Here is a 12,222-nt window from a genome sequence, read left to right as displayed (position 1 = left end):
CGCTGTTTTGCGTCGCCCGCCTGTATTAGGTCGCATTTGGGTCAGCCGGAGCCGTTCCAGAGGCGCTGCCACCACGTTCGTTTGGTTTCGGGCGCGGATTTCGGCTCCGGCGGAGCTGCCGCGGCCCTGCGTTCCCGCCACTTTTCCACTTCAACCTCCACATCACGGAGTTTGGTGATCACAGGAGGGCCACCCTGCAGCTGGCGCCGGGCCTCGACCACGCGTTTGTTGAAGTCCTCGAGGATGTCCCGGACCTGCTTGTCCGTGTACTGCTGGTCCAGCTTGGCGTCGAGCTCCGAGTCCTCGATCCGCAGCAAAATGGCGGGTGGACCGATCCCGCTGAGGCGTTCGCGCTGGATGAGCCCTTTGACCCACCAGTCGGGGTCGTAGTGCTCCCCCAAGCCGGGAATGGGCTTGCCTGCGTACTTGTTGTTATCGAACTTTCCTTGGTTCATGGCGTCCCGGATGAGGTACTCAACCCGGGCGGCGTCGTCTACCTTGCGGCGTTTCTCGCGCTCTTCGGCATCCGCGGCCTCAAGCTCTGCATCTTCCTCGGCGTTACCGCCCCAGGACCGCACCGCCCGCAACTCCGCACCCCGTTCGAGCTTCCGCCTGAAGGCGTTGTTCTCGGCGTTCACGTCCCGCCACCTCCTCACACGGCAGCCCTCGCCTGCCGGAAATCGTGGTTCTGGATCCAGTATTCCGCACGTTGCCGTGGTTAATCCCGTACCCCGGCGCCTGTTGTTTGAAACCCGCGGCACACCCTGTACCGCCACCACCCACCAGGAAATCGCAGCAGCCCCGACACGCCGCAATGGGGGGGTGTGTCGGGGCTGAAGCAGCTCAAAGTGGGTGGTGGCGGCACGTGGACGCGGAAGGCCCCCGCTGAACTAAGCCCGGACCGCCATGCCCGGATCCAGTTGCTCGATGCCCACCGGCGTCACCAGGACAACCCGTGCCGTGCAAATGTCGTAGAACAAGCCAGTGGCCTGAACCTGACCGGAAGCCAGGGCCGGGCCGGTCACTGGGTGATCTTCCAGCTTCCGGAGTTGGAGGGCCACGTTCACCATGCTCAATTGATCGAGCCGGCTGTAGCCTTCAGCCGCCGCAGCAAGCGCTACAGGGTGCTCGGCCATCAGCGAAGCGTAGCTCGGCCGGGCATGCTCCAGCCATGTATCAAAACCAGCGCCCATGTCAGGCGCGGCACCCTCGGCATCGGCAATAACTGCCTTCATGGCACCACAGTTGGAGTGTCCGCAGATCACGATGGAGTCCACAGACAAGCCCTTGACGGCGAAGGACAGCGCAGAGTCGATCGAAGCATCGCTGCCGTCGTTGCACACGACGTTGCCAATGTTCCGGAGCGTGAGGAGGTCGCCCGGTCCGCTGCTGGTGATCAGGTTGGGGTTCACCCGGGAGTCGACGCAGGCAACAAAGAGAGTGTCCGGATTCTGCCCTTCGGTGAGGTCCTGCACCAGCGGACGGACCTTGTCAGCGTGCCGCCGGTGATATTTGTCGATGCCCAGGAGGATGGACCGCAGCGGCAGCCGCCCGTCGTCGTCGTCGTCCAATGTTGAACCGTCACCGGAGGGCAACCAGGACGTTCGGGGCGGCAGCGGGAATTCGCGCGGGTCCTGGCGCTGCGGTGTGTTGTCCTCGGCGTCGCTGAAAGCAGTGGTGCCGTGTTCCTCGAGGACCACCGACGCGCCCGTGTTGCGCTGCTGCTTCTGCCAGGCGACCAAGGCTTCGCGGAAGGCATGGTCCAGATAGTCGGCGTTGAGTTCCACCACCACGTCCCGACGTTCGGGCACGGAGTGGAGGACACGGTTGAGCCGCGGCAGCGCGAAGAAGCTGCACGAGCCGGCGATGGTAACGCGCCATGGCAGCGCCTCAGCAGAAGGGGCATGTGCCTGGATCTGCGCCCGGAGCACACGCCAGAGCACGCAGAGGGCGGCCAATGCCAGGCCAATGATGACGCCTTCGAGCAGGTTGAGCGCCACAACGCAGACCAAGGTGACGCTGTAGACGAGGAGGTCGCCGGTGCGGAGGCTGGTGCGGATGTCCGCAACTTTGATGAGCTTGGCCCCGATCACCAATAGGAGCCCCGCGAGCACGGACAAAGGAATCAACTGGATGAGGCCTGCGAAGAGCGCGGAGAAGACCAGGACCCACACGCCGTGCAGCATGGCTGAGGTGCGGCTCTTGGCGCCCGCTTCAACGTTGGTGGCACTGCGGACGATCACGCCGGTCACCGGGAGTCCGCCGAGCATGCCGGAGACGACGTTCGCTGACCCTTGACCGACGAGTTCCCGGTTCAGGTTGGTGCGCGAGCCGCCCATTTTGTCCACGGCGACGGCGGAGAGGAGCGACTCGATGCTCGCGATCAGCGCCACGGTGATGACGGCCATGGCGGCTGCGCGCCAGTTCCCGTCAGGCAAGCTGGGAAGTGCGATTGCGTCGAAGATGGAGCCGCTGAAGCTGATGCGCTCCACGCTTGGCGCGACAGCGACGGACAGTGCCGTCACGGCGACGACTGCGGCCAGCGGGCCTGGGATCTTCCGAACTGCGGCGGGGAGGAACTTCCAGGTCAGCAAAATGGCGACGACGGCCAGTCCCAGCAGGGCCGAGTGCAGCTCGACGTTGGTGATGGCTGCTGGAAGTGCAGTGAGGTTCTCGATGGCGGATCCAGCGGCTTGCCCACCGAGAAGCACATGGAGTTGCTGCAGGATGATGGTGATTCCGATGCCAGCCAGCATCGCTTTGACCACCACCGGTGACACGGCCAGCGCGGCCCGGCCTAGGCGGCTGACGCCCATGAGTAGCTGCACGACGCCGGCAGCAGCGGTGATGGCGCACGTCACCTGCCAGCCGAACTCGTCTACCAGACCGGCAACGACGACGGTCAGTCCGGCGGCGGGGCCGCTCACCTGCAGCGGGGAGCCACCCAGGCTACCGGCAACAATGCCGCCGACAGCTGCGGCAATGAGGCCGGCCATCACCGGAGCACCCGAGGCTGCGGCGATACCCAGGGAAAGGGGGAGGGCAACGAGGAAGACCACGAGCGAGGCCGGGAGGTCCGCGCCTAGGTTGCTCAGGAAGGTGGGCTTAGGGGATTTGGGTCCCGGCGGGCTGTGTGAGTCGGCGGGAACGGTGGCGGATTCGTTGGACTGCGGCATGGGTCTCCTAGCTTGGGAGTGCTGACCCTTCCAAGCTACGGAATCTGTCACCGTTAATGACAAGGATATGTGACAAGCATGACAAAAGCTGTGAATAGACGGCTTCATATGAGGACCAAAGGGAACTTTCGTGGGGGTGGAGCTCGTTAGGGGTCCGGGATTCTGTCTGCACCAGCGGGAGACGCCCTGCTGCCGGGCTTCTTGTCCTCCTCACTGCGGGAACGTCCTCATCGGTGATATCAACGGCGACGGCAACGTGGATCTTCTGGCCCGTGACGCTGGTGGCGCCCTGTGGCTCTACCCCGGCAACGGCAAGAGCGGCTGGCTCCCCCGCGGCCTGGTCGGCTCCGGCTGGAACGCCATGAACCTGATCATCCAGCACCAAGAAACAAAGCAAAGCGAACGACGGCGGGAACCTACCGCCGTCGTTCGCTGTACGCCCAACATGGCAAGACCCTAAGGCACCTTAGAATAGGCTGGGTCTCATGACCGAACCCCACCCACAGCCCGTCCGCATCAGTTCCGAGCCCGCGCAGCTGCAAGCCTTGGAGCCCGTGCTCGAAAAAGTCCTGACGGCAGTGGGCGATGTACCGGAATTGCTGGCCATTGCCAAGGACATCGGGCGCACAGCTCCGAAGCCCGGCGAGGGAAACACCGCCAAACTCTGGGAGTTCCTGGCTTCCGTGACAGCCGTGGATGTCGCGGCCGGGCGAGTGCTCGAACCGCACCTCGATGCTCTCGCGATCCTCGCCCAAGCCGGAGTCGAAGCCCAAGCCGGAGTCGAAGCCGAAGCCCAAGCCGGAGTCGAAGCCCAACAACAAGGAGCATGGGGAGTCTTCGCAGCGGAAGGCGCCGGGATGAAGCTCGAAGCCAAGCGGGATGCTGACGGCAACTTTGTCCTGAACGGATCAAAGCCTTGGTGCTCACTGGCCGCCCAGCTGGAGGCTGCCGTGATCACGGCCCACCTGGAAGACAACAGCCGGGCCGCCTTCGCCGTGGATTTGAAGGCCTCCGGAGTTTCCTGCGAAACGCCTCAATGGACCAGCCGGGGACTGCAGGAAATCCCCAGCGGAACAGTTCACTTCGACCAAGTCGCAGCCCGGCCCGTGGGCCACAACCGCTGGTATTTCCGGCGTCCAGGCTTCGCTTGGGGTGGCATGGGCGTGGCTGCGTGCTGGCTGGGCGGGGCCGTCTCGGTGGCTCGCCACTTTGCGGTAACCCTGAACACAGCTGCCGACAACGGCCGCGAACCGGACCAAATTGCACTGGCATCCTTGGGCGAAATCGATCGGCTCATCACCTCCGCTACCGGCTATCTCGCCGTCACTGCGGAACGCATCGACGCCGGCGATTTGGAGGGTTCAGACCCTGAGAGCCCGAGTGCCTGGAGCGAAGCCCTCCGTGTGCGCGGAACTGTTGCCGCCGCCGTCGAGCGTGTCCAAGAACTGGTGACGCAGAACCTGGGCCCCGGCCCGTTGGCTTTCGACGAAGCGTATGGAAAGCGCATGGCGGATCTGTCGCTGTACATCAGGCAGCATCACGCCATGCGGGACGATGCCCAACTGGGCGCCCTGACCCTGAAAGGTGACCGCAGTTGGTAGCTTTCTCGCACGCGGACACCGGCACGTCGGAGTCGGAATGGGCTGCCAGCGGAGTTGTCGCCCTGCCGGAGCTGCCGCTGAACACGGAAAAGCTCGCGGGCATGTTGTTTGTGGTGCTCGCCGCGCATCCTGACGACGAGACCCTCGGGGCCGGTGGCCTCCTGGCCAAACTTCATGCCGCCGGAGCGGCAGTGGAGATCCTGCTCTGCACGGCAGGCGAGGCCTCGCATCCGGATTCGCAAACCACGACGCCGGAGCAGCTTGCCGCTGTCCGGCTCACGGAGTTCCACGCGGCAGTGTCTGGGCTGGCTCCCAGCGCCAGGTGGCGGTTTCTGGAACTTCCGGATGGGCAACTCGCAGCGCACACCGAGGTCATCGCGGACGCCCTCCGGGCAACGGTCGCCGGGAGGCCTGCAGAGGCCGTCACGATCGTGGCACCTTATCGCCACGACGGGCACACGGACCACGACACTCTTGGCAGCGTGGCCGCGGCAGCCGCGACACAGGGTGGCCATGGGCTGTTGGAGTATCCCATCTGGTACTGGTTGTGGGCGGGACCGGATGATGCAACATGGGAGTCCTGGGTGCGGGTGCCGTTGACCGATCAGGATCAGCAGGCCAAGTCCAAGGCCATGCTCGCTCACACCTCCCAAACACAGCCGCTGTCCGCCGAACCGGGCGATGAAACGCTCCTGTCGGACACTTTCCTCGAGCACTTCCAGAGGCCCTGGGAAACCTTCGCCTGGCATCCACCCAAGGCCAACACAGCCGCCGACGCGGAGCGGATCTTCGACGAAGTTCACACCAGGGAAAGAGATCCTTGGAGTTACACCACCAGCTGGTACGAACGGCGCAAAAGGGCGTTGACCCTTGCCGCACTGCCGGAAGAATCCTACGAATCAGGCCTGGAAATAGGTTGCTCCATTGGAACCCTCAGTGAGGAACTCGCCAAACGTTGCAGCAGATTCCTGGCTGTGGATGCCAGCAGTGCTGCCTTGTCCCAAGCAGCCGAAAGGTTGTTGCCCTATTCTTCAGCCGAGACACAACACTTGACTATGCCCGCTGAATGGCCTGATGGCACCTTCGATCTTGTGGTGCTATCCGAGACGGGCTACTACCTTTCACCGGAAGAGCTCGCTGAACTCCTGACACGGATTGGGACGTCCACCCGCCCGGGCGGCACCTTTGTCTTGTGCCATTGGCGGCACCCCATCGCCGGGTGGCAACTGGACGCCGAAGCGGTCCACACAATGGCCCGTAAGCAACTCGGCTGGCCAACGCACGGACTGTACAGGGAAAAGGACTTCATGCTGGAGGTCCTTGTTGCTCCGGGCAGCACGCCATGACCGTGCCGGGAGGACCGGAGATCAACAGCGTGGCAGTGGTAATGCCTGCCCATAACGAGGACCAACACATCGGCAAAGCCCTGGTGGCACTGAAGGCCGCCGCGGACGCACTTCAACGTGAGCATCAGGACATGGAAGCCCGCCTTGTGGTGGTCCTGGATCATTGCACCGACCGGTCAGCGGAGATTGCCGCTGCACATACCTCCGGCGACCCCCGCTTCCGCGTGATCGGCGTCAAGCTGCGAAGCACAGGTGCCAGCAGAGGATTCGGTTTCCGTTCAGCGCTGGAGGGCGTGCCTGGGGAGAAAGCCGAAAGCATGTGGTTTACCACCACCGACGCCGACTCCACTGTTCCCCGGCATTGGCTGACACGGCAGGTGGAACTGGCTAACGCCGGCGCCGACGCCATCCTGGGATCGGTGGAACCCGACCCGGCGGACATGGACCCCAGGGTGCTGAGGCGCTGGCTGGACCTGCACCCCTTTCGGGAGGACCACCCTCACGTGTACGGGGCCAACCTGGGCATCCGCGCCTCCGCCTATCTCGCGGCTGGCGGCTTTCCCAAGCTGCGGACCCACGAGGACCGTGTCCTGGTGGAACGGCTTCGCCACCAGGATTTCACCGTGACAGCTACGGACAGCATCCGGGTTCTCACGTCAGGGCGCACACTCGCCCGGGCTCCGGAAGGATTCGCCGCCCACCTTCGCTCACTGGCAACTGACATTCCAGCAGCCGTAAGCGGCTAGCCCGTCAGGGCGCCCTCCAACACGGCGATCGCGGTCTTCGTGATCGTTTCCCGCTGGCCCGACCCATCAACGGTGAGCAGAATTCCGCGGTGCGCGTACGCCGTCAGCACCGGCTGCGTCTCCTCGCGGTACAGCTCCAGCCGGCGTTGGATCACGGGCTCCGTATCGTCGGCCCGTCCCTCTTCCTGCGCCCTGAGCAGCATCCGGGCAATCAGTTCATCATCTGAACCCGTTAGTTCGAGAACCACTTCCAGGGTTTGCTGCCGATCAGCGAGCATCTCGTCCAGCGCACCAATTTGGATAACGGTTCTGGGGTAGCCGTCCAGAAGAAAGCCCTCACTGGCGTCCGCCTCTTCAAGCCGTACCCTCAGCATGGCCGTGGTGACATGGTCCGGAACGAACTCTCCACGATCCATATACCCGCTGGCTTCAGCACCCAACTCCGATTTATCGCGGACGTGGGCGCGGAACAGCTCACCAGTAGAAATGGCAGGAATCCCAAAATGCCGCGCGATGTGCTCCGCCTGCGTGCCCTTGCCCGAACCAGGAGGGCCCATGATGATCATTCGCGCCATGACACTGGTCCGTTCCGAGAGGCAGCCGGGACTTAACCATACGCCGACGACGACGGGAGGCACCCGCCGTCGTCGGCGTCTTTTTGCTGGTGGTTCAGCCGTCAGGCGTTGGCTGATTCCGTGAGGACCCCATCGATTTGCTCGATGGCTTCACGCATCCCTTCTTCCATACCCATCTCTGCCATCTTCTGCATTTGCTCTTCGGAGTCGAAGGTGGAGGTAATGGTCATCCGGGTGCGGTTTTCCAGGGGCTCGAGTTTCACGGTGGCGTGAGTGATGCCCAGGTCATCCACGGGCTCGCCTTGCTCGTCCGCGAAGCCGTCATCGAACTCAAGGTGGTCCGGGGCGTTGACGGCCGTGAACTTCCACCAGCCCCGCGCCTTGGTACCGTCCGGTCCGGTCATGTAGTAGGCGGCCTTCCCACCAACGGTGAACTCGTGCTTCTCAAAAGTGGCAGGCCACGTGGGCGGTCCCCACCAACGCTCCAGCTGCCGGGGGTCTTCCCAGATCCTCCAGACGCGTTTCACATCGGCATCGAACTCAGCGACAATGCTGAAGCTCAGGGCCTCAACATCCTTGTTTACGCTGACAACAGTCATGGCAGATCCCTTTCATCATCTTCGGTGAGTATGTCCGCGATCCGGCCGGCGCGTTGCCGCCAGATCATTTCGAGTTGATCCAACAGGTGCCGGGCTTTTTGAAGCCCCTCGTGATTTCCCCGCACAATCTGCTCCCTGCCACGCTTTTCCTTGGTGACCAGGGAGGCCCGTTCCAGGACCGCGACATGTTTTTGCACGGCCGCGAAACTCATGGTGTAGAGCGCGGCAAGCCCCGAGACCGAGTACCCGTCCACCGTCACCCGGGCCACGATATCCCTGCGTGTGGCATCTGCCAACGCGTGGAACAGGCGGTCTGTGTCGTCGTCGGAAAGACGTGCGCGGAGCTGATCTACAACCATTTGGTTGTACGATATCGCCGGGTTGTCGAGGTGTCAATGGTTCTGAGGTAAGGCATGGTGCGCGAGATCGCCGGATGGCTGCGAGTTCGCCGGAAGACTCCTCAGACCTGGCACCATTCCCGCGATGTCGACTCAGGGCAGTGTATTTACCCTCCAAAAAGCTCGATAATGTAAGTATGCTGATCAATATCTAATAAGGAGGATGAGGAAATCGTGACCACGAAAGTGAACAAGACAATCATGGTCAACGTTCCGGTCAGTACGGCCTACAGGCAGTGGACCAAGTTCGAGGAGTTTCCGCACTTCATGGGCGGGGTTGAACGCGTGACACGGCTCAGCGACGACAGGCTGGAATGGGTGGCCGAAATAGCGGGCGTCCATCGCCGCTGGGAAGCCAGGATCGTTCAGCAGGACGTGGACCGTGCCGTCGCATGGGCCGCCGTGGAGGGTGCCAAGAATGCAGGCTGGGTTGAATTCAAGGAAGCCGGGGCCAGCCAGACATCCCTGCACTTGTCCCTGGAATACGAACCGCATGGCGTCCTCGAATTCCTGGGCGACAAATTGCACATTGTTGAAAGGCAGGCTGAGTCCGACTTGAAGAAGTTCAAGGAGTACATCGAGAAGCAGGCACCCGAGACGGCAGCCGACTCCCCCAGCCCTGCGGCTCCGGAGGCTGCCCGGGAGACACCGATCGTTGACCCCGTCACCCACCCCTTCGACCAAACCAACGGGCTGGCGGACGTGGACGGGGACTCGGACGGAACAGCGGACAGCGACACCCGCAGCGCCGCGGAGCGCAATGATGAGGACCGGGGCCCGGGACTCGGTTTCATCCCGCCCCAGAGCGGCGGACTCCCGGGCCAACGGTAGCGCGAAGTAGCAACGCGGGGTCACTTTCGGCCCCCTAAAGGCTCCGAAAGGGTGCCGAGGTGACCCCGCGTTGCTTCAGTGGGTTACTTCTTCGCGCCCGTGTAGACGACGGCGGGAGCTGCCGGAGCCTGCATACCTTCACCGATGAAGAAGCTCGGTTGCGGAGGCTGGTTGTAGGCCACATTCTCCCGTGCCACAGCCGTGCGGTAGACCGTGTCATGCATCAGGGTCCGCAGCCGGACCTCGGTGGGTGCGGTGGTGGTGTAGATCCGCAACTCGGTGCTGTCCGTGGATGGCCAGGCGATCTCTTCACGCCAGTCACCCATGATGTCAGCTTGGATGGACGGGTTGCCCTTGGTGGTGTTATTGCTGCGTGCACCCTCCGCCGTCAGCAGCCGGTCGCTGGACTCGGTTTCCCAGTTCCACTTGGAAATGGTGGGAACCCCGGTAAACGAGGTTGCGTCATAGTCGTGGTCCACCACTTCGCGAAGCAAGTCGCCATCCCACCATGCCAGGAAGTTCGCAGCAGGAATCTTCTCGGAGATCAGCTCGCCTTTGGCCGACCTCAGCTGGCCAACACGCGAATCCCAAGCCGCCGTACCCCCGACGGCCCATCCTTCCGCCCCGGCATACCGGGGATCGATGTCGCCCGCTGCACCGCGACCAGTGTCCTTGGCGGCGGGGATACTCCAGAGGACTTCACCGGTGGCAGCGTCGCGGAAGGTTGCTCCGCGATTGCCGCTCTGGCCCATGCTCTCGTGGACGGCGAACGTCTCCAACCCGGGCCTGGACGGATCGAGGTCGCTGGTGTGGATGGCATCGCCGTGGCCGAGCTTGGTGTTGTAAAGCGGCTGCCCATTATCGTCAATGGTCATGGACCCGAAGATGAACTCGTCTTTGCCATCCTGGTCCACGTCCGCGACGGACAGGTTGTGGTTGCCCTGGCCCTTGTATTCATCGCCGGCAAGGCTTGAATCGAAGGTCCAGCGCTTCACGAGCTTGCCGTTGACGAGGTCGTAGGTGACCAGAACGGTCCGGGTGTAGTAGCCGCGACTGAACATCATGGAAGGACGTTCACCGTCGAGGTACGCCACTCCGGCCAGGAAGCGGTCCACTCGGTTTCCGTAGTTGTCGCCCCAGCCGCTGACGGCACCGCGCGGGGGCTCGTAGGCCACGGTGTCCATGATGGTGCCCGTCTCACCCTGGAAGACGGTCAGGAATTCGGGGCCGGACAGTATGTATCCAGCGCTGTTGCGGAAGTCGGCGTCGGCGTTTCCGATCACAGTTCCTGCCGCGTCGCGGGTGCCGTCCGCTGTCTTGAGGGAGACCTCAGCCTTGCCGTCGCCGTCGAAGTCGTAGGCCAAAACCTGGGTGTAATGCGCGCCGGCGCGGATGTTCCGGCCCAGGTCGATGCGCCACAGCTTGGTGCCGTCCAGCTTGTAGGCGTCCACGTACACATTGCCCGTGTAGCCGGATTGGGAGTTGTCCTTGGCGTTGGACGGCGCCCACGTTTGAATTACCTCATACTTTCCGTCGCCGTCGAGGTCCGCCACTGTCGCATCGTTGGCGGAGTAGGTGTACGGCTTTCCGTCAGGGGTCACTCCGTCTGCCGGCTTGTCCAGCTTGATGGCCATATAGTTCTGCGCCAGCGGCGTGACGGCTTCGCTCAGCTTGTCCTGCCCCTGGCCATTGCCGACCGTTTTGATGACGTAGCTGGACGCTGGAGTGCCATTCGGGTCTACGAACATGGTTGTACTGCGCAAGGGTTCCGGCGTGATGTTTACGCCGTCGCGCAGAACCTGGAAGCCGATACTGTCATTGTCCAGGCCAAGCATGCGCCAGCTCAGCGTGACACCTTGGTCAGTCAGAACAGCAACCGGTGCCCGGTCCAGGTTCTCCACTTGCCGCTTGAGGGTGGATGGATCCTTCGCGGTAAGTACAACCTCGGGGAGGCCGGCTTGCGCTGCCTGCGGGAGTTGGGCGGGGGCTGCTTGGGCGAGCGGGGCGCCGGTCAGCGTGATGGCGGCAGCGGCGAGTGAAGCAGAGGCCGCCGAGGGTAGGGCCCTCCATCCACGGCCACGGGTACTGCGGTAGGAACATTTCGAGGGGTAAGCCAAAGAACATCTCCTTTGATGCAGAGTGGCAGGGGATCTGCCACTCTATTTGGAACGTTTCACACAGAGGTACTCGACCGCCCCTCAGATGAGTGGTTATAGGAGCGGAGCTGCGAGAAAACGCTTTCCGACAACAAGGTTTACCAGCGGTTCCACAGCCCGGTCAAGGGTTTGACAGGAAATGAACACGAAGCCCATGCTCGCGAACCGCCGGGAAGGAACGGCCGGTGCCGAAGGTGCAGCTGGTGGTGTACACGCTGGACTTGCAGCCCGCCGGTACGGTAGCCCCGGTTACCGTAGCCCGCAGGGTTACACGGAGTAATGAGCAACGTGTAATCGGTCACACTTGGCCGGATTCCCTTGTCAACCGTGGTGGGCAGCATGAACCATGAATGAGGGAATTCGTTCCCATACAAGCTGAATCAGCAATCCTCACCGACGAGGATGCGGCCCCTGCGAAGAAGCTTGGGGCTGTTAACGGCCTGAGTGAAAGTACTGACAATGACGACACATACTGACTCCATCACGCTGAAAATCTGGGACAAGTCGGCAATCGACCACACCATCGATGCCGCTATCGAATCCCTTTCACACCGCGCCGCCGCCGAAAACTGCGGGATCGCGGTAACACTTAGCGGTCCCAAGACCTTCACGGTCAGCCTGAACCGCTAAGCAGCTCAAGCACTAAGCAAGAGGACGACGCCGGGACCCTCCTTTGGGTTCCAGCGATCGTCCTCTTGCGTTTAGCCCCAATACCGTTTACTTAGGCGGGTTTGGGTATCCGTTTGAGTTGCCAGCCGGACATCTTTCGTTTGACGACGCGGGGGTTGGTGCGT

At 62.8% G+C, this 12,222-nt stretch carries 13 protein-coding genes; 7 read left to right on the top strand and 6 right to left on the bottom strand.

Annotation, left to right across the window (positions count from 1 at the left end; genetic code table 11):
* Positions 1-41: 41 nt before the first annotated feature.
* Positions 42-638 carry a DnaJ family domain-containing protein gene (locus ACLRGI_RS14925; RefSeq protein ID WP_419202408.1) on the bottom strand — a complete coding sequence of 199 codons (597 nt, stop codon included), beginning with the start codon at positions 636-638 and terminating at the stop codon, positions 42-44.
* 252 nt (positions 639-890) lie between these two features.
* Complete coding sequence (locus ACLRGI_RS14920) at positions 891-3,176, bottom strand: SulP family inorganic anion transporter (protein WP_419202407.1); 2,286 nt, start codon at positions 3,174-3,176, stop codon at positions 891-893.
* Positions 3,177-3,432: 256 nt separating this feature from the next.
* Between ACLRGI_RS14920 and ACLRGI_RS14915 the strand changes: the two genes are divergently transcribed.
* From ACLRGI_RS14915 to ACLRGI_RS14900, 4 genes are read left to right on the top strand one after another with little or no spacing between them, the layout of a single operon-like run.
* Positions 3,433-3,636, top strand: a complete 204-nt coding sequence (locus ACLRGI_RS14915) for a hypothetical protein (RefSeq protein WP_419202406.1) — start codon at positions 3,433-3,435, stop codon at positions 3,634-3,636.
* Positions 3,637-3,661: 25 nt separating this feature from the next.
* Complete coding sequence (locus ACLRGI_RS14910; RefSeq protein ID WP_419202405.1) at positions 3,662-4,777, top strand: acyl-CoA dehydrogenase family protein; 1,116 nt, start codon at positions 3,662-3,664, stop codon at positions 4,775-4,777.
* Positions 4,771-6,123: a PIG-L family deacetylase gene (locus ACLRGI_RS14905; protein WP_419202404.1), complete on the top strand. Its 1,353-nt coding sequence runs from the start codon at positions 4,771-4,773 to the stop codon at positions 6,121-6,123. Before ACLRGI_RS14910 ends, ACLRGI_RS14905 begins: the two co-directional genes overlap by 7 nt.
* A gap of 2 nt (positions 6,124-6,125) precedes the next feature.
* Positions 6,126-6,869, top strand: coding sequence for a glycosyltransferase family 2 protein (locus tag ACLRGI_RS14900; RefSeq protein WP_419202439.1), 744 nt, complete (start codon positions 6,126-6,128; stop codon positions 6,867-6,869).
* Here the strand turns inward: ACLRGI_RS14900 and ACLRGI_RS14895 are convergent.
* The 3 genes from ACLRGI_RS14895 to ACLRGI_RS14885 form a co-directional block, all read right to left on the bottom strand.
* Positions 6,866-7,444, bottom strand: a complete 579-nt coding sequence (locus tag ACLRGI_RS14895) for an adenylate kinase (protein WP_419202403.1) — start codon at positions 7,442-7,444, stop codon at positions 6,866-6,868. The two genes, ACLRGI_RS14900 and ACLRGI_RS14895, sit on opposite strands and share 4 nt — an antisense overlap.
* A 101-nt stretch (positions 7,445-7,545) precedes the next feature.
* Positions 7,546-8,043 (bottom strand): SRPBCC family protein, encoded by a 498-nt coding sequence (locus ACLRGI_RS14890; RefSeq protein WP_419202402.1) that lies wholly within the window; start codon positions 8,041-8,043, stop codon positions 7,546-7,548.
* Positions 8,040-8,402, bottom strand: coding sequence for an ArsR/SmtB family transcription factor (locus tag ACLRGI_RS14885; protein WP_419202401.1), 363 nt, complete (start codon positions 8,400-8,402; stop codon positions 8,040-8,042). Before ACLRGI_RS14885 ends, ACLRGI_RS14890 begins: the two co-directional genes overlap by 4 nt.
* A 213-nt stretch (positions 8,403-8,615) precedes the next feature.
* Here ACLRGI_RS14885 and ACLRGI_RS14880 point away from each other — a divergent pair, with 213 nt between their 5' ends.
* Positions 8,616-9,272 (top strand): SRPBCC family protein, encoded by a 657-nt coding sequence (locus ACLRGI_RS14880; RefSeq protein ID WP_419202400.1) that lies wholly within the window; start codon positions 8,616-8,618, stop codon positions 9,270-9,272.
* An 83-nt stretch (positions 9,273-9,355) separates the two neighbouring features.
* Here ACLRGI_RS14880 and ACLRGI_RS14875 read toward each other — a convergent pair whose 3' ends face one another.
* A complete protein-coding gene (locus ACLRGI_RS14875; RefSeq protein ID WP_419202399.1) occupies positions 9,356-11,389 on the bottom strand; it encodes a rhamnogalacturonan lyase in 2,034 nt (677 codons plus the stop codon).
* Between the two features lie 178 nt (positions 11,390-11,567).
* Here ACLRGI_RS14875 and ACLRGI_RS14870 point away from each other — a divergent pair, with 178 nt between their 5' ends.
* Positions 11,568-11,708, top strand: a complete 141-nt coding sequence (locus ACLRGI_RS14870) for a hypothetical protein (RefSeq protein WP_419202398.1) — start codon at positions 11,568-11,570, stop codon at positions 11,706-11,708.
* A gap of 179 nt (positions 11,709-11,887) precedes the next feature.
* On the top strand, positions 11,888-12,058 hold the full coding sequence (locus ACLRGI_RS14865) for a hypothetical protein (protein WP_178994140.1): 171 nt from the start codon (positions 11,888-11,890) through the stop codon (positions 12,056-12,058).
* Positions 12,059-12,222 lie beyond the last annotated feature (164 nt).

It is taken from the genome of Paenarthrobacter sp. PPS72 (assembly GCF_048537125.1).
Lineage (GTDB): Bacteria > Actinomycetota > Actinomycetes > Actinomycetales > Micrococcaceae > Arthrobacter > Arthrobacter nitroguajacolicus_E.
Note: the sequence above shows the minus strand (reverse complement) of the source record. Positions and strands in the feature narration are given on the sequence as shown.